Source organism: Mesorhizobium ciceri biovar biserrulae, assembly GCF_001618845.1.
GTDB classification, from domain to species: domain Bacteria; phylum Pseudomonadota; class Alphaproteobacteria; order Rhizobiales; family Rhizobiaceae; genus Mesorhizobium; species Mesorhizobium ciceri.
The window spans coordinates 325506-342887 of sequence record NZ_CP015065.1 but is presented as its reverse complement, the minus strand read 5'-3'; the positions used below and the strand labels follow the sequence as shown (position 1 = coordinate 342887).

The window sequence follows — 17382 nt, the reverse complement described above, 5'->3', positions numbered from 1 at the left end:
CGCCAACTCCCTTTCTTGCAAGACAGGCAGGTCTCGATCGCCGTGGATATCTTCATCCAGCAAATCCTCAACGGCCTTTCCATCGCCAGCGTCATCACGCTCATCGCCATTGGCGTGACGCTGATCTTCGGCCTCACCGGCATCATCAATTTCGCTCATGGCGAATTCCTCATGATCGGCGGCATCGTCACTTGGCTCGCCGTCAGCGCGGGCCTCGGCTTTCCCATAGCGGTGGTGCTGGCCATCCTGGCTGTCGGGCTGATGGGCTATGTGCTCGAGCGCGGCCTGTTCCGCTTCACGCTGGAGCGACCGACCAACGGCTTCATCGTCTCGCTCGGCCTCATCGTCGTCCTGCAGCATGTCGTCGTGCTGTGCTGGAACCCCAACCAGAAAAGCATCCCGCGCCCGCTGACCACGGTGTGGGAGGTCGGCGGTGTACGCATCGCTTCTGTGCGCGTCATGGTCATACTGATCACCATCGCCGTGGTGGCGCTGAGCTTCCGCATGATCACCGCGAGCCGCTACGGCCGTGCCTTGCGGGCCAGCGTCGAGGACCGTGACACCGCCGCTTTGATGGGCATTCCGGTGCGCCGCTACATCACCGGCGTCTTCGTGCTCGGCAGCGCGCTGGCCGGCCTTGGTGGCGCGCTTCTGATCGCGCTGTTCCCGATCACGCCGTTCACCGGCGGCACCATGGTGATGAAGGGCTTTGCCGTCGCGCTCATCGGCGGGCTCGGCAACATCTATGGCGCCGTCGCCGCCGGCCTCATCCTCGGCATCGTTGAAGGCTTCAGCGCCGGCTACGGCTTCTCGCAATGGACCGATGCCTACTCCTTCGTCTTGATGATCCTGGTGCTGATCGTGCGCCCGCACGGCCTGTTCGGCGGCACCAGCGGACCGAGGATGGCGTCATGAACGGCGGTGCCACCCTCAAGCCGCTGCGCGCGCTGCTGCCGGTGCTGGTCATCCTGGCGCTGATCGCGCTGGTGCCGCTCGCCTCGCCCTCGAACCGCTTCCTGTCGCTGGCGATTTCGGCCGGCACCAACGTCATCGCGCTTTACGGCCTGTCGGTCCTGTTCGGCCAGACCGGCATCCTGTCGATGGGGCATGCGGCGCTGGTCGGTGTCGGTGCCTACGGGGCGGCGATCCTCGCGCGGGACTTCGGCGTCGGCTTCTGGACGGCACTGCCGGTGGCCGCCCTGGCAAGTGCCGTCTTCGCCATGATCGTCGGCATTCCCTCGCTGCGCGTCGGCGGCCATCACTTCGTCATCATGACCTTCGCTTTCGGCCAATTGCTCGCCATTGTGCTCACCAATGGCGGCGACTATACCGGTGCCGCCACGGGGCTCGACATCGCCGGTCCGGTCACCCTGTTCGGCGCCGACATGAGCGATTTGACGCGCTACTATCTGATGGTGGTGGCTTTCGTCACGGCAGCGGCGGTGGCGAGCTGGGCGATCATCCACTCCTCCTATGGCCGCACGCTGCGCGCCATCCGGGAGAACCAAAAGCTGGCCGCCTCGCTCGGCATCAATGTCGGCCGCCACAAGATCGGCGCCTTCGTCGTCAGCGGCGTCTTTGCCGGCATCTCCGGCGTGCTGTTGGCCTATTTCCTCGGCCACATCTCGCCCTCGCAATTCTCGTCTTTCCCCAGCATCTACCTGGCGCTGATGGTGATGATCGGCGGGGCAAGGCTGATCGAGGGCCCGCTGGCCGGCGGCATCCTCGTCGCCTTCCTGCCGGAAGTGCTCAACCTCGATCCGGTGCAGTCGCGCATCGTCTACGGCGTCTGCCTGATCGCAGTCATCATGCTTTTGCCCGATGGCCTGATCGGCGGTGTCGTGCGGGCGCTTCGCTCGATGTTGGCGGGCAATCCGAAGCGGGAGACGAAAGAGCGCGATACCGCCCCCTCGGAGGCACGGCGGTGAGCCCGATCCTGGCGATCAGCGGCCTGAGCAAGCAGTTCGGCGGTGTCACGGCACTTGGCGGCGTCGACCTCGCCGTCGAAGAAGGCGAAATCCTCGGCGTCGTCGGTCCCAACGGGTCGGGCAAGACGACTTTGTTCAACGTCGTCACCGGCGTTCATAAGCCCAGCGCCGGCAGCGTGCTGTTTCGCGGGAGCGACATCACCGGTCTCAAGCCGCATGCCATATCGCGAGCCGGGATCGGCTACACCTTTCAGCAAGCGATGGCCTTTGCCGGCCTCGGGGTGCTGGAGAATGTCCAGATCGCTGGCGAACATGCGAGGGCAGGCGGCACTGCCAATCCGTGGCCGACACCAGAGGCCCTGCTCGACTTCGTCGGCCTGAAGGCGCTTGCCGGCGAGAAAGCCGGCGTGCTGCCGTTCGGCAGCCTGCGCCTGCTCGGCCTGGCGCTGGCGCTGGCCACGCGGCCGTCGCTGCTTCTGCTTGATGAACCCGCCGCCGGCCTCAACGACCGCGAAACCTCTGCCCTTGTCGGCCTTGTTCGCCAGTTGCCGGGCCATGGCATCACGGTCTGCGTCATCGACCACGACATGAAGCTGATGCAGATGCTGTGCCGGCGCCTTGCCGTGCTCGACTTCGGCTCCAAGATCGCCGACGGGCCGACCGAAAAGGTGCTTGCCGATCCCAAGGTGCTGGACGTCTACCTCGGAGGCGATCTGTGAACCTGCTCGCCGTCTCCGATGTCGTCACCGGCTATGGGCCGACCATCGTCAACCGTGGCGTCTCGCTGACATTGGCCGAAGGCGAAATCGTCACCATCCTCGGACCCAATGGCGCCGGCAAGTCGACGCTGCTCAAGGCTATCGCCGGGCTGATCAAACCCCGCTCGGGCAACATCGCTTTCGACGGCGCCGACGTCACCGGGTCCGCCGCCGATGTGATGGCCAGGCGCGGCGTCGTGCTGGTGCCGGAGGGCAGAAAAATCTTCGTCGAGATGACGGTCGAGGAGAATTTGCGCCTCGGCGCCTATGCGCGCCGCGACGAGGCGGCCGTCGAGGCCGACTTCCAGACCATGCTTGCCTTCTTTCCGATCCTCGCCACCAAGCGCCGCGACCGGGGCGGCTCGCTGAGCGGCGGCCAGCAGCAGATGCTGGCGATCGCGCGCGGGCTGATGACGCGGCCGCGCGTGCTCTTGCTCGACGAGCCGTCGCTCGGCCTGTCGCCGCTGCTGGTCAAGGAGATCAAGGCGATCATCCTCGATATCGGCGGGCGCTTCGGCGCTTCGGTGCTGCTGGTCGAACAGAATGCCGGCCTGGCGCTCGCGGTCGCCGCGCGCGGCTACCTCATGCAGAACGGCCGCATCGTCGTCTCCGGGCCGATCGCCGAATTGCGCGACATGTCGCTGATGCGCGAACTCTATCTCGGCGGTGTGGCAGGGGCGCCCGCATGAGCGAGCAGTCAGTCGTGGCTTGCCCCTTATTCGTGAACAGCTTTGTCGCGCAAATCTTCGAAGCGAGCATAGCTCTTGGTCAAATGGTTGCGCATGGCGCGCCGCGCCGCGTTGACATCCCTGGCTTCGATCGCGGCAAGGATGGCGCGATGCTCGCGCTGCATGCGGTTGAGGTATTTTTCCCGCTCGGCTTCGGTCATCCGGTCGAGCCGCGTCCATTGGCGCGGGATCATGGCGCTGCCGAACGTGTCGAACAGCCGGGTGAAATTGGGGTTTTGCGTTGCCGCGAGAATGGCGCGGTGGAAACCAAAGTCCTCTTCCGAGCCGGAGCCGCCGGCACGCACCGCCGCTTCCAGCGCATCCAGCCGCGCGCTCATCTGGCCGAGCGCCGCTTCGCTGCGCCGCTCGGCCGCAAGGCCGGTCGCTTCGACCTCGATGCCCATGCGCAGTTCCAGCACGCGCAGCACCTCGTCGATCGATTCGAGATCGTCGGGCAGGATCGAAAAGGTCCGTGGCAGCGGGTCCTTGGCGACGAAGGCGCCGAGCCCCTGACGTGTGGTGATCAGTCCCCGCGCGCGCAGTGCCGCCAGCGCCTCGCGCACCACGGTGCGGCTCACACCGGTGGCGGCGACGATCTCCTGCTCGGTCGGCAGCCGCTGGCCCGGCGCAAGATCGCCGGATTCAATCTGCGCGATCAGCGTGTTGACGAGCCCGGTCCGCAGATTGGGCGCCTGCGGTATGGCATCGAAAAGCATGATTTCCGCCATCGCGCGGGCTCCGGTCCGAGTCTTCGGAAAGGCCGTTTCTTGTTCGAAGGCCGATTCTTGTTCGAAGCATTGCATCGATAGGTGCCCGCCGCAAGGTGACGAAAGTTGAGCCCGCCGGCACGGGCCAAAGGAGGATTTTATGAAAGAACGCATTGGCTTCATCGGCTTGGGCAGCATGGGCGCCGGCATGGCCGACAATCTGTTGCGCAAGGGCTGGCCGCTCAACGTCTGTATTCATCGCAGCCGCACTGCCGCCGACCGGCTGATCGCCGACGGAGCCACGGAGGCGGCCAGTCCGCGCGAGCTCGCCGCCGCCTGCGACATCGTCATCCTCTGCGTCACCGGCTCGCGCGAGGTCGAAGCGCTGATCAAGGGCCCGGATGGGCTTGCCGCGGCGGCGAGGCCGCTGCTGATCATCGACTGCTCGACCTCCAATCCCTCGTCAACGACCGCGCTCGCCGCGGAGCTTGCCGCGCAAGGCGTGACGCTGATCGATGCGCCGCTGGCGCGCACGCCCAAGGAAGCGGCCGAAGGCAAACTCGACGTCATGGTCGGCGGCCCGGCCGATGACGTCGACCGCGCTCGCCCAGTACTTGAAGCCTTCGCCGCGCGAATAATCCACACCGGGCCGACCGGCAGCGGCCACACCATGAAGCTGCTCAACAATTTCGTCTCGATGGGTTATTCCGCCATCTATTCGGAAGCACTGACGCTCGGCGCCAAGGCCGGGCTGACGCCGCAGGTCTTCAACAGCGTCATCTCCGGCAGCCGCATGGATTGCGGCTTCTACCAGGCTTTCTTCGATTTCGTGCTGACCCGCAACGAAAACGCCCAGCGCTTCGCCATCGTCAACGCACTGAAAGACATGACCTACCTCGCGTCCTTCGCCCAGGCCACAGGTATCGCCAACCCGATCGGTGCGGCGGTGCGCAACGGCTTTGCCACTGCGGTCACGACAGGCCATGGCGAGAAGTTCGTGCCGGCGCTGTCGGATATTGTCGCGGGGTTGAATGGGGTGTCGCTGGTGGTGCCACCGGGGGCGTGAAATCGCATGGGGCTCTGGGGTGGGGGAAGCGATCGGCGTGTTCAGGCGAGCGCGGCTGGCTAGGACTTTATCCCCCGGCCCGCCCACGAACCCCCTTTCGCAATCTCGAATGCCGCACCGGAGACGCCACCTCTGGCACCAGCGCTGCCTCCGCAGCCACGTCCCCATCATGCAGCCCAACCCGCAGCGCCGCGCCCGCCAGATGGTCGCGCATCGCCGCTTGCGCACCCTCCACATCGCCGGCACGGATAGCGGACAGGATGCGCCCGTGTTCGCCGAGCGTGATGCGGGCCATGTCGTCCGATTTCTGCTGGTTGCCGGCGGCGAGGATGCTTTCTCGAACACGCTCGGAAACGAAGCCGAGGAACTGGCCCATGTAGCCGTTGCGCGTCGCCTCGGCGACGGTGCGGTGGAACTCAAGGTCGCTGCGCAGCCAGGCGACGCTGCCATAGGGTGCCGCACGCATGCCGGCCAGCGCATCGTCCATCGCGGTGAGATCGGCCTCGGTGCGGCGCCTTGCGGCAAAGGCCGCCGCCTGCACCTCGAGGATGCCGCGCAGTTCGAACAGATTTCGGAACGAGTCGGCGCGCTGCAGCGCCTCATAGTCTATGGTCAGCACCGTTGGGTTGTTGCCCTCCACCACGAAGGCGCCGCGCCCCTGCTGCGACCAGATGCGGCCTTCCGAGCGCAACCTTGCGATCGCCTCGCGCACCACGTTGCGGCTGACGCCGAAGGTCGTCGCCAGCGCCTGCTCGGTCGGCAGCTGGTCGCCGGGCTTGAGGCGCCCCTGCGCGATCTCGCGCGAGATGGAACTCGCCACCAGGGTGGAGAGATGCGGACCGCGATTGACCTTGTCGAGTTTCAGCGTCATCGCTCACCTATAGTCGACGGCGGATGCGGACGCCAGAATGCGGCCGTTGCTCAGGATATGGCGCGGATCGAATGCCTCTTTGATGCCTGCGGCAAGGTCGAGCGTCACCGGATCGATCCGTTCGAGAAACGCCTTCTGCTTGACCCGTCCGATGCCGTGCTCGGCGCTGATCGAGCCGCCATAGCGGTCGACGACGGCAAAGATCTCCGCCTCGGCCTGCTCGAACAGATGCTCGATCGCTTCAGCGCCCATGCCTTCCGGCGGCACCACATTGAGATGGATGTTGCCGTCGCCGACATGGCCGTAGGTGACGGCCAGCGCATCCGGGCGCGCCCGCTGCAATTCGAACAGCGCGTCGGTGACGAAATCGGCGAGCTTCGAGATCGGCACCGAAACGTCGGTGCGCAGGTAGCGGCCGCCGCGGCCCTGCCGCTCGACCATGATCTCACGATAGAGCCACAGCCGCTCGGCCTGAGCCCGCGTCGAAGCGACGATGCCATCCTCGACGATATCGGCGACGCCGCCGAGAAAACCGAGAAGCATGGCGGAGAGGTCGATCAGCCCGCCGGAGGACACCTCGATCAGCACATAGGCCGGGTAGGGCTTGTTGAGCGGATCGGCAAAATCCTTGCCCTCGCGCATGGTGATCTCGATGCCGCCGCGCAGGATCAGTTCGAACGCGGTCAGCAGGTCGCTGCAGTCGCGCCGCGCCCGCGCATAGAGCGCCATCGCGTCCTCGACCGAGCGCAAGCCCACCAACGCGGTCTCGATCTGCGTCGGCTTGGGGAACAGCTTCAGCGCGGCAGCGGTGACGATGCCGAGCGTGCCTTCCGAGCCGATGAAGACCTGCTTGAGGTCGTAGCCGCGATTGTCCTTGCGCAGCACCTTCAGCCCGTTCCAGATGCGGCCGTCGGCCAGTACCACTTCGAGCCCGAGCACCAGGTCGCGCGTCATGCCGTAGCGCAGCACGTTGAAGCCGCCGGCATTGGTGGCGACATTGCCGCCGATGCGGCAGCTGCCTTGCGCGCCGAAGGTGATCGGCAGCAGGCAGTCGCTCTCCTCGGCGGCGCGCTTGGCCTCCTCGAGGATGCAGCCGGCCTCGACCACCATGGCGAAGTCGATCGGGCTGATCGAGCGGATCCGGTTCATGCGCTCCAGCGAGATGACGATCTCGCCGCCATCCGCCGCCACCGCCGCACCGACGAGGCCGGTCAGGCCGCCTTGCGGCACGACGGGGATGCGTTCGGCATGGCAGTGCCGCATCAGCGCCGACATCTCCTCGACCGAGGCCGGACGCGCCACCGCCAGCGGGCGGCCGAAATGGTCGCCCGACCAGTCGCGGCTGTAGCGCGCCAGATCCTCATCCGCGGTCAGCAGCCCACCATTCGGCAGCACGCCGGCCAGGGCAGCGATCAGCGATGCGGAGGTGGGCGGCACGGCATTCATGAATGGACTCTGGACCCCTGGGAAAAACGACTGGACAACCACCGTTCTTGTCGTGTTATCATACAACCCTGATTTAGAACATCAAGTGAGGCCATCCCCGCCGTTTGATGTGGATGGTCAGACCCGCAAATCACCCAATTCGGAGGACTTACCCAATGAGCGACGCCCCGGGCTTTCGCTATATGCACACCATGATCAGGGTGCTCGACCTCGACAAGTCGATCGCCTTCTACACCGAGGTTCTCGGCATGACATTGCTGCGCCGCGACGACTATCCCGGCGGCAAGTTCACCAACGCCTTTGTCGGCTATGGGCCGGAGGACAAGGAGGCCGTCGTCGAGCTGACGCTGAACTGGGGCAGGGAAGAGCCCTACGAGATCGGCACCGGCTTCGGCCACCTGGCGCTCGGCGTCAACGACATCTACGCCGTCTGCGCCGAACTCGAAAAGCGCGGCGCCAAGATCCCGCGCAAGCCCGGACCGATGCAGCATGGCACCACCCATATTGCTTTCGTCGAAGACCCGGACGGCTACAAGATCGAGCTGATCGGCCTCGACACGATGTGATCTGACCAAGCGGGGTCGCATCGGGCTTGTGATGCGACCCCGTCCTGTCCGCGCTGGCTTGGGAGGCGGTGCGGATCGAGCTGTCACTTGATGACCGCGATCTTGCTGCGGTCGATGGTGATGGCGACGGCGGCGATGAGTACCGCGCCGAACACCATGTTTTCCAGGAAAATATTGACGCCGACGAAGGTCATGCCGATGCGCACGATCGAGATGATTAGCGCGCCGACCGCGGTCCGCGCCACGCCGCCCAGTCCGCCGGTGATGGCGGTGCCGCCGACAATGACGGCGGCGATGGCCGGCAAGAGCAATTGATTGGCAAGCACCGGCGAGCCGCTCGACAGTCTTGCCGCCAGCACCACGCCGGCGACAGCCGCCAGCATGCCTGAAGCGGCGAAGGCGATGATCTTGGTGCGGTCGACATTGATGCCCGCCGCCCAGGCGGCCGGTTCGCCGGCGCCGACGGCAATCGCCTGGCGGCCAAAGCGCGTGTAGCGTAGCGCCAGAAAGGCGGCGATGCCGATGACCGCCGAGATCAGCACCGCCACCGGCACCCCGGCGACCGTGGCGTTGATCCAGGCGGTGTTTTCGCGGCCCGCTTCCTCGATGGTGATGGCGCGACCGTTGGAGACCCAGAGCGCCAGGCCGGTGACGACGCCGCCGGTGGCGAGCGTCGCCACGAAGGACGGCACGCGCAGCTTGACATGGACGATGCCGCTCAATGTGCCGAAGGCAAGCCCGGACAGGATCGCCACCGGGAACGCGGCAAGCCCTAGCGAAGGCAGCAACTGCGCCAGGATGACGCTCGCCAGCGAGGCGACCGCCTGGATCGACAGGTCGATGCCGCCGAGCAGAATGGCGAAGGTGACGCCGGTCGCCAGGATGAACAGCACGGCGGTGTTGGCGAAGAGCAGCGCTACGGTCTCGCCGGTCAGGAAGCCGGGCGCGGCGAGTTCGATGATCAGCAAAAGCGCGACCAGCAGGACCAGGGGAATGGCGCCCTGCGTCCACTTGCCTTCGAACACCTGCCTGATGGAAAAACCTTCACTCATCGGTTCATACCATCGCTCGCAGTAGATCAACCTGGTTCGGCTTCTTGCCCGAGGTGGCGTCGAAGCGCGCGGTGATTTCGCCGTCGCGCATCACCAGCACCTGGTGCGACAGGCCGATCGTCTCTTCCAGCGTGTCGGAAATCAGAAGGATCGCCACGCCTTGCGCGGAGAGATCGCGGACCAGTTCGTAAACCTCTTCCTTGGCGCCGACATCGAGGCCGCGCGTCGGGTGATCGAGCACCAGGATGCGCGAGCCCGCCGTCATCCAGCGCGCCAGCACCACCTTCTGCTGGTTGCCGCCGCTGAGCTTGCGGCAGGCGGCATCGGGGCCGGGCGCCTTGATGCGCAGCCGCTTGATCCAGTCGGCGGCGAGCCGGCGCTCCTTGCCATAGTCGATGGCGCCATGGCGCATGACGCTGGAGAGATCGGCCAGCGAAATGTTCTCGGCGATCGACAGGAACATCACCAGGCCTTCGAGCCTGCGCTCGCGCGGCACATAGCCGATCCCCTTGCGCACCGCCGGCTCCGGCGAGGCGAAGCGCACGGCGTCACCGGCGATTTTCATTTCGCCGGCATCGTGCTGCAGGAAGCCGCCGATGGTGCGCGTGACTTCTTCGCGGCCGGAGCCGACGACGCCGGCAATGCCGACGATCTCGCCGGCCCTGATTTTCAGGTCGACACCGTGATAGGCACCGTTCGCGCCCAGTCCCCTGGCCTCGACCATGACCGTGTCGCGCGGCGCCTGCTGGCGAGCCTCGCGGTAATATTCGGCCTGCAGGCCGCGCCCGACCATGATCTCGTGCAGCTCCGGCGCGGTGACCTCGGCCGCGCGGTGTTCGGCGACGACCGCGCCGTCCTTCATCGTGTAGACGCGGTCTGATATCGCCAGCACCTCGTCGAGACGGTGCGAGACGAAGACGAAGCTGGCGCGCGATTTGAGCGAGCGCACGCGCGCGAACAGCACTTCGATATCGGCGGCGTTGAGCACCGAGGTCGGCTCGTCGAGCAAAATGAGCAACTGCCGTTCGACCACTTCCTCCAATGTCAGCGCCTTGGCCAGCTCGACCATCTGGCGCGCCGCGAAGGTGAGTTCGGAGGTGCGCGCCGTGACATCGATGTCGATGCCGATCTTGGCCAACTGCCGGCGCGCCGCCGCGTTCATGGCGCGCCAGTTGACGATGCCGAAGCGGGTGAAGCGATCCTCCTCGCCGAGATAGATGTTTTCGGCGACGGTCAGATTGAGCACCAGCGACTGTTCCTGGAACACCATGCCGATGCCGTGCCGTGCCGCGTCGCGCGGACTGCGCATGCGCAGCTGTTCGCCGTCCAGCGTCAGGCTGCCGCCATCCGGCCGGTAGCTGCCGGCCAGCACGCGCATCAGCGTCGACTTGCCGGCGCCGTTCTCGCCGATCAGGCCTACCACCTCGTTCGGCCGGACTTCGATCGAAACGTCGCGCAGCGCCTGGACGCCGGGAAAGTTCTTGATGATGCCGGATGCGTTCAGCATGGCGCTCACTTGACGATCCTGAGGCGAACGCGATCGAGCGACAGCGCCACCGCGGCGATGATCATCAGGCCCTGCACGGTCTGCTGGATATAGGGCGAGATGCCGAGCAGGATCATGCCATTGGCCAGCACGGTGACGATCAGCACGCCGATCAGCGTGTTGACGACGCCGCCTTCGCCGCCGGTGAGCGCCGTGCCGCCGACGACGACGGCGGTGACCGCTGCGAACAGCCTGCCGTCACCGATGACGGCATGCGACTGGCCAAGCTGGGCAGCGGCAAGCACGCCCGATATGCCGAAGAAGAAACCGGCCAACGCAAAGGCGGTGATGCGCACACGCACCACGTTGACGCCGGAGAGCTTGGCGACATCCTCATCACCGCCGATCGCCAGAATGTGGCGCCCGAGCTTGGTGTGGTACTGAATGACGGCGGCGAGCAGGAAAGCGCCAAAGGCGACCCAGACTGCCACCGGCAAGCCCAGGAAACGGTGCAGTGCGAGGTCGCGGATCGAGGCGTCGTTGAGCCGGATCGCCGAGCCGCCCAGCATATAGACTGACAGGCCAAGGCCGATGAACCACATGCCGAGCGTCGCCATGAAGGAGGGGATGCGCAGCATGGTCTGGACGAGGCCGCTGACGAACCCCATCGCGGTGCCGGCGACAATTGCGGCGAGCACCGCCCACCAGCCATAGTCATTGGCGTTCGCGTCATTGGCGGCGAGCAGCACCACCACCATGGCCGACACCGACAGCGTGCCCTCCACGGAGAGGTCGATGCTGCCCATCAGGATGATGAAGGTCAGCCCCATGGCCAGCGTCAGCGGCACGGCGGCCGAATTGGCAAGCCGCACCAGGTTGCGCAACTCGATGAAATTGGGATTGGCGATGGCGATCAGCACGCAAAGCACGATCAGCACCGCCAGCGGCGCCAGGCTGCGCCAGCGCCTGCCACCGAACACGGTGGCGATGCGGCCGGGGAGAACTGTCATAAGCGTCGTCCGCTCGATGTCCGAAACGGACTTCAGGGGTTCTGTATGGATTGTCAAGAAACCGCTTCCCGTCTGCTGATGACAGCCGTCGCGACGAGGGGATCGCGACGGCTGCGGGAGGAAGCGGGCCACCAGGGAGATGCGGCCCGCTCCGGTTGATCAGGTGCGGATGGCTCCAGTCACCCGGCCCCACAGATCGTTCCAGTCGATCTCCGGCTTGGAATCGACATTGGTCTTGTAATATTCCTCGACATTGTCATGCGAGATCAGCACCGCCTTGCCGTAGAACTCGCGGTGTTCCGGCGGCTCCTTGGTCGGATCGAACTTGCCGATCTTGGCGTTGTAGCCGATGGCGAGACCCATGCCGCCCTGCCAGAACGGATCGGACGTAACGGTGCAGGCGAACTCGCCCGTGCGCACCGCGTCGACCGCCGTCTTGATGCCGTCGACGCCGACGATCGGCACCTTGCCGGCAAGGTTCTCGGCGCGCAGCGCTTCGAGTGCACCGGAGCCCATGTCGTCATTGGCGGCCCAGATGCCCTTGATGTCGTCGCCGAAGCGGGTGAGCAGATTGCCCATCAAGTCGAAGGCTTCCGTCGATTTCCAGTTGGCGACCTGGAAGTCGAGCAGCTTGATGTCGGGATTGGCGGCAAGGGCCGCGTCGAGGCCCTTCTTGCGTTCGATCGCCGCCGTGGTCGAGATCAGGCCGCCGAGCGCGACGATGCCGCCCTTGCCGCCGATGGTCTTGAACAGGATCTCGGCGATGGTCTTGCCGCTTTCGATGCCGTCGAACTCGATGTGGGAAACATAATTCGGGTTGAAGTCCTTCGGGTGCAGGTCGGACGGCTTGTTCCACTGCGTCACCACATAGGCGCCGGCCTTGGCGCAGGCTTCGACGATCGGGCGCGCGTCAGGTGTGTCATTGGGATCGGAATTCAGCACCATGTTGCCGCCGGTCTTGGCCAACATCGCCTTGATGTCGGCGATGCCTTTCTCGCTGTTGCCTTCCGACACCAGCGTGACGTGCTCAAGCCCAGCCCATTTGGCATAGGCCTCGGCGCCGGTCTTCCACACCGCGTGGTAGGGGTTGGAGAGCGAGCGGATCGACGTCACCAGCGTCGGTTTTTCCTGGGCCCGCAAAACGCTCGGCATGGCGAGCGCCGCTATGCCGGCGGTGGCGCCCATCATCAGCGTCCGGCGGCTGACCGAAAGCGTAAGATCTGTCCTGTCCTTCATATTCAAACCTCCCGATTGAAATCTGTTTCCCGCCCGGCGGCATGCGCGGGGAGCGCGGCCGGGCCTCCGATCGATGGGTTGTCAAGTTCCTCCACTTGTACGACAACCCTTCAACACCATAACCATACCCTTTCTCTTGACGCGGCACAAGCGACTTGAGATCGTTGCGTAGAGGAGAGCAGGGCACTGATTTCGCACTGCCAAGGGAGCGAGAATGTCTGACTACATCATCGTCGGCGGCGGCTCGGCCGGCTGCATTCTGGCCGCCCGCCTGAGCGAGGATCCGGACGTGTCGGTGACCTTGCTCGAAGCCGGTCCGCCCGACACCGATCGCTACATCCATTTGCCGGTCGGCTTCTTCAAGATGACGTCGGGACCGTTGATTTGGGGTTATGACACCGCGCCCGGCAAAGCGATCGACGGCCGCACCATGGTCTATCCGCAGGCGCGTGTGCTCGGCGGCGGCTCCTCGATCAACGCCCAGGTCTTCACCCGTGGTTGTCCGCAGGATTACGACGGCTGGGCGGCTGACAATGGCTGTGCGGGATGGAGCTACGCCGAGGTGCTGCCGTACTTCATCCGCTCCGAAGGCAACGACATCTTCGCCGGTCCGCAGCACGGCATCGACGGCCCGCTCGGCGTTTCCAGCGGCGCCCCGCATCCATTGACCCGGATCTTCGTCAAGGCGGCGCAGCAGGCGGGTCTTCCCTTCCGCGCCGACTTCAATGCCGGCGAACAGGCCGGCGCCGGCTTCTACCAGACGACGACGCGCCGGGGAAAACGCTCGAGCACCGCGGTCGCCTATCTGAAGCCGGCGCTTGGCCGCAAGAACCTGGCGTTGCGCACCGACGCCACGGTCAGCCGCATCGTTGTCGAGAATGGCCGCGCCATCGGCGTCGAGATCATCGTCAATGGACGCACCGAGCGGCTCGGCGCCGAGCGCGAGGTGATCGTCACCGCCGGCGCCATTGGCTCGCCTAAACTTTTGATGCTGTCCGGCATCGGCCCGGCCGCGCATCTCGGGGAGCATGGCATCAAGGTGATCCATGACCTCGCCGGCGTCGGCCAGAACCTGCACGATCACATGGATGTCGACGTGGTCGCCGAACTCAATGGCCCGCACGGCATCGATCGCTACAAGAAAAAGCGCTGGCAAGCGGTCGCAGGCCTCGAATACGCGTTGTTCGGCAAGGGACCGGTGGCCTCCAACATCGTCGAAGCCGGCGGCTTCTGGTGGGGCGACCGGGCGGAGAAGACGCCCGACATCCAGTTCCACTTCCTGCCTGGTGCCGGCGTTGAGGAAGGCATCGGCTCGGTGCCCGGCGGCAATGGCTGCACGCTGAATAGCTACCATGTCCGCCCCCGCTCGCGCGGCAGCGTCACGCTGCGATCGGGTGATCTGCGCGATCCGCCGATCATCGACCCCAATCCCTTCGCCGAGCGCTACGATCTCGAGCGCGCCATCGACGGCATCGAGATCAGCCGCGAGATCCTGTCGCAGCCGGCTTTTTCAAAATACATCAGCCGCGAGCATCTTCCCGGCGCAGCAATGCAGGGGCGCGCAGCGCTCGAAGCCTTCGCCCGTGAACATGGCCGCAGCGCCTACCATCCGGTCGGCTCATGCCGCATGGGCGGTGATACCGGGAGCGTCGTCGATCCAGAACTTCGTCTGCGCGGACTGCAGGGCCTGCGCGTCTGCGACAGTTCGGTCATGCCAAGCATCGTGTCTTCGAACACCAATGCAGCGGTGATCATGATCGCCGAGAAGGCGGCGGATTTGATCGCCGGGCGAGGCCCGCTGCCGGCGGTGACGGCCTAGTCGTCCGGGAACATCGAACGCGGCGGAAAGTCTGCACGGCTGTAGTCCACCACAATGAACTTGCCGCCCTGGTAGCGCTCGACCACCGGATTGTCCGTCACCTTGCCGCGCACCCGCTCGGCCTGGCTGTCGGAACTGTCGAGCGGCGTCCAGCCGAGCTTCAGCCTGGCATCGTGCCGCCAGAAACCGCGGCTGTTGTTGGACTGGCCCCAGATGACTGAGCAATCGACACGATCCGCTTCGGCGCAACGCTCGATCAGGCGCACAAAATCGTCATGCGATATCCAGGTCGACAGGATCCTCTCGTCCGGAACCTCCGGCAGCACCGAGCCGATGCGGATCAACACGCTTTCCACCGCATGCTTGTCGAAGTAGAGCCGCGCCAGCATCTCGCCATAGGCTTTCGACAGGCCGTAATAGCCGTCCGGCCTGAGCAGGCAGTCCTGGTCAAGAATCTCGGTGCGCTCGTAAAGGCCGACCGCATGCACCGAAGATGGAAACACCACCCGCGCCTCCTCTCTGCGCGCCGCCTCATAGATGTGAAAACCGCCGCGAAGATTGGGGCCGAGCACGGTCTCGAAGGATTGCTCGGTGGAGATGCCGCCGAAATGCAGGATCAGGCCGCAGCCCTCTGCCAGATCGTTCACCGCCTGCTGGTCTTCGAGATCGGCGATGGCGAAGCTTGCGTTTGGCGGCAACGGGATCGGCAAGGGCACGACATCGGTCAGCCGCAAGGTCCAGCCGAGCGCCGCCAGCCTGGCCGAGAGCAGCCGTCCGATCGTGCCGGAGGCTCCGGTCAACAGCACCGGTTTTTGGGGGATCATCACGCCCTGTCCTTTCACTGAGACCGCGGACATGTTCGCGCGGCGCTGATAAGGCGAATGAAGATTGGTCGTGTCCAACGCGTCGCAAATGTCATCATATCACCGTATAAATAATGGGTTGCCAAGGACAGAGGTTCGTTTATTGCTTGATGGCGATGAAACGTTCCTTTGGCCTTCCCCCGCAGATCAGCCGCACGGCGCAGGTTGCCGACTGGTTTGCGCGCGAAATACGCGCCGGCCATATGACCAGCGGCGAGAAACTGCCGACCGAACAGGAACTGATCGCGCAATTCGGGGTCAGCCGCACGGTGATCCGGGAAGCCATGGCTTCCCTTCGATCGGAGGGCCTTGTCGTCAGCCGCCAGGGCTCCGGCGTGTTCGTCGCCGACCATGAGGCCAACACCACATTCCGCATCGTTTCCGACGAGCTGCACTCGCTGACGGAAGTCCAGAACGTGCTGCAGCTTCGGCTCGCGGTGGAACAAGAAGCCGCCGGCATCGCCGCCGAGAAGCGCGGCGACGACGACCTTGCCCGCATGCGCGACTGCCTCGACGCCATCGACGCCTCGATCGCGGCGGGCGAGAGCGCGATCGAGCCCGACTTTGCCTTCCACCGAGCGATCGCCTCGGCCACCGGCAATCCCTATTTCGAACGCTTTATGCACTTTCTCGGACCTGTCCTCATTCCACGCCAGCTGATGCGCCCGCGCGACGAAACGCCGGAGCAGCGGCGGCACTATCTGGAGCAGGTCCAGATGGAGCACCGCCGCATCTATCAGGCCATCGAGCGGCAGAATGTCGAAGCCGCCCGCTTCACCTTGCGCGAGCATCTGGAGGCGGGGCGCGAGCGTTACCGCCGCATGGTCGATGGTCACGCCAGATCGTAGCAAGCCGTCAGTTCCGGTCTTCGATCCGCTCCCGCAAATCATCCCGTGCTACGCCAGCTCCGCGACCGGCATTTTGCAGGAGTGCATGAGAGCCGCGAGCTGCCGCTCTTCGTCCGCTGTCAGGTCGAGCAGCGGCGATCTCACCGGGCCGCAGTCGATCCCGGCAATACGCGCACCGGCCTTGACGATCGACACGGCATAGCCGGCGCGCCGGTTGCGGATGGCGAGGTAGGGCAGGAAGAACGAGCGGATGAGATCACCGACTTCCGTTGTGCGGCCGGCGCGCAGAGCATTGAAGAAACGCAGCGCGATCTCGGGCGCGAAATTGTAGATCGCCGAGGAGTAGGTCGTCATGCCGATCGCAGCCGCGGCACTGGCATGGACTTCGGCCGTTGGCATGCCGCCGATGAAGACCAGCCGGTCGCCCATGCGGTAGCGTGTTGCGGTGAGGAGTTCGATATCGCCGACGCCGTCCTTGAAGCCGATCAGGTTCGGGCAATCCTGCGCTACACGCTCAAGCGTGTCGGGCGTCAGCACCGCATTGTCCCTGTTATAGGCGATCACGCCGATGCCGACCGAGCGGCAGATGGCCGTCAGGTGGCGACGCAGGCCTTCCTGCTCCGACTTGACCAGATAGGGCGGCAGCACCAGCAGCCCGTCGGCGCCATTGGCCTCGGCGGCCTGGGCGAACTCGACCGCCATATGCGTGCCGTAGCCGACGCCGGCCAGCAGCGGCATCGTATCGGGCACTTCGTCCGACGCCGCCCGCACGACGCGCTTGTATTCCTCAAGCGTCAGCGAAAAGAACTCGCCGGTACCGCCTGCGGCGAACAGCCCGCTCGCCCCGGCTGTGCCTTGGGCCGCGACATGGGCGCGGTAACCGTCCTCGTTGAAGGCACCGTCATCGTCGAAGAAGGTCAGCGGAAAGGACAGCAGCCCGCGCCCAAGGGATCTGGTCAGTTCGGTGGGTGAGAACGTCAAAACGAATACTCCGTGCG

General features: G+C 65.3%; 17 protein-coding genes. 8 read left to right on the top strand and 9 right to left on the bottom strand.

All coding sequences use genetic code 11. The features are described from left to right. Positions 1–15: 15 nt before the first annotated feature. The 4 genes from A4R29_RS31450 to A4R29_RS31435 are packed head-to-tail and all read left to right on the top strand — an operon-like array spanning position 16 to position 3375. Positions 16–915 (top strand): branched-chain amino acid ABC transporter permease, encoded by a 900-nt coding sequence (locus A4R29_RS31450; RefSeq protein WP_244506993.1) that lies wholly within the window; start codon positions 16–18, stop codon positions 913–915. Next, positions 912–1928, top strand: a complete 1017-nt coding sequence (locus A4R29_RS31445; protein ID WP_063170669.1) for a branched-chain amino acid ABC transporter permease — start codon at positions 912–914, stop codon at positions 1926–1928. Before A4R29_RS31450 ends, A4R29_RS31445 begins: the two co-directional genes overlap by 4 nt. Beyond that, positions 1925–2647: an ABC transporter ATP-binding protein gene (locus A4R29_RS31440; protein ID WP_063170668.1), complete on the top strand. Its 723-nt coding sequence runs from the start codon at positions 1925–1927 to the stop codon at positions 2645–2647. The genes A4R29_RS31445 and A4R29_RS31440 overlap by 4 nt, the downstream gene beginning before the upstream one ends. After that, positions 2644–3375 carry an ABC transporter ATP-binding protein gene (locus A4R29_RS31435; RefSeq protein WP_082826775.1) on the top strand — a complete coding sequence of 244 codons (732 nt, stop codon included), beginning with the start codon at positions 2644–2646 and terminating at the stop codon, positions 3373–3375. The genes A4R29_RS31440 and A4R29_RS31435 overlap by 4 nt, the downstream gene beginning before the upstream one ends. Positions 3376–3401: 26 nt before the next feature. Here the strand turns inward: A4R29_RS31435 and A4R29_RS31430 are convergent, their stop codons facing one another. Further along, entirely contained in the window at positions 3402–4142 is a 741-nt protein-coding gene (locus A4R29_RS31430; protein ID WP_063170883.1) for a FadR/GntR family transcriptional regulator, read from the bottom strand. Positions 4143–4281: 139 nt separating this feature from the next. On the opposite strand from A4R29_RS31430, the gene A4R29_RS31425 reads away from it, so the two are divergent. Then, entirely contained in the window at positions 4282–5187 is a 906-nt protein-coding gene (locus A4R29_RS31425; RefSeq protein WP_063173977.1) for an NAD(P)-dependent oxidoreductase, read from the top strand. Between the two features lie 67 nt (positions 5188–5254). Here the strand turns inward: A4R29_RS31425 and A4R29_RS31420 are convergent, their stop codons facing one another. After that, positions 5255–6058, bottom strand: coding sequence for a FadR/GntR family transcriptional regulator (locus A4R29_RS31420; RefSeq protein ID WP_063170667.1), 804 nt, complete (start codon positions 6056–6058; stop codon positions 5255–5257). Positions 6059–6061: 3 nt separating this feature from the next. Beyond that, positions 6062–7504, bottom strand: a complete 1443-nt coding sequence (locus A4R29_RS31415; RefSeq protein WP_063170666.1) for an FAD-binding oxidoreductase — start codon at positions 7502–7504, stop codon at positions 6062–6064. A gap of 155 nt (positions 7505–7659) precedes the next feature. On the opposite strand from A4R29_RS31415, the gene gloA reads away from it, so the two are divergent. Continuing rightward, positions 7660–8070 carry a lactoylglutathione lyase gene (gloA, locus tag A4R29_RS31410; RefSeq protein WP_019856614.1) on the top strand — a complete coding sequence of 137 codons (411 nt, stop codon included), beginning with the start codon at positions 7660–7662 and terminating at the stop codon, positions 8068–8070. Between the two features lie 83 nt (positions 8071–8153). On the opposite strand, the gene A4R29_RS31405 is transcribed toward gloA, so the two are convergent. From A4R29_RS31405 to A4R29_RS31390, 4 genes are all read right to left on the bottom strand, one after another. Continuing rightward, on the bottom strand, positions 8154–9122 hold the full coding sequence (locus tag A4R29_RS31405; protein ID WP_063173976.1) for an ABC transporter permease: 969 nt from the start codon (positions 9120–9122) through the stop codon (positions 8154–8156). A 4-nt stretch (positions 9123–9126) separates the two neighbouring features. Beyond that, entirely contained in the window at positions 9127–10629 is a 1503-nt protein-coding gene (locus tag A4R29_RS31400) for a sugar ABC transporter ATP-binding protein (protein ID WP_063173975.1), read from the bottom strand. Between the two features lie 5 nt (positions 10630–10634). After that, on the bottom strand, positions 10635–11618 hold the full coding sequence (locus A4R29_RS31395) for an ABC transporter permease (protein WP_063170664.1): 984 nt from the start codon (positions 11616–11618) through the stop codon (positions 10635–10637). Positions 11619–11777: 159 nt separating this feature from the next. Beyond that, positions 11778–12854: a sugar ABC transporter substrate-binding protein gene (locus A4R29_RS31390; protein WP_063173974.1), complete on the bottom strand. Its 1077-nt coding sequence runs from the start codon at positions 12852–12854 to the stop codon at positions 11778–11780. A 214-nt stretch (positions 12855–13068) separates the two neighbouring features. Between A4R29_RS31390 and A4R29_RS31385 the strand changes: the two genes are divergently transcribed. Continuing rightward, entirely contained in the window at positions 13069–14673 is a 1605-nt protein-coding gene (locus A4R29_RS31385) for a GMC family oxidoreductase (protein WP_063170662.1), read from the top strand. Here the strand turns inward: A4R29_RS31385 and A4R29_RS31380 are convergent. Further along, positions 14670–15497, bottom strand: a complete 828-nt coding sequence (locus tag A4R29_RS31380) for an NAD-dependent epimerase/dehydratase family protein (RefSeq protein WP_244506992.1) — start codon at positions 15495–15497, stop codon at positions 14670–14672. The genes A4R29_RS31385 and A4R29_RS31380 overlap by 4 nt on opposite strands. Positions 15498–15652: 155 nt before the next feature. Between A4R29_RS31380 and A4R29_RS31375 the strand changes: the two genes are divergently transcribed. Continuing rightward, positions 15653–16384, top strand: coding sequence for a FadR/GntR family transcriptional regulator (locus tag A4R29_RS31375; RefSeq protein ID WP_127224710.1), 732 nt, complete (start codon positions 15653–15655; stop codon positions 16382–16384). A gap of 48 nt (positions 16385–16432) precedes the next feature. Here A4R29_RS31375 and kdgD read toward each other — a convergent pair whose 3' ends face one another. Continuing rightward, positions 16433–17365 carry a 5-dehydro-4-deoxyglucarate dehydratase gene (gene kdgD, locus A4R29_RS31370; RefSeq protein WP_063170660.1) on the bottom strand — a complete coding sequence of 311 codons (933 nt, stop codon included), beginning with the start codon at positions 17363–17365 and terminating at the stop codon, positions 16433–16435. Positions 17366–17382 lie beyond the last annotated feature (17 nt).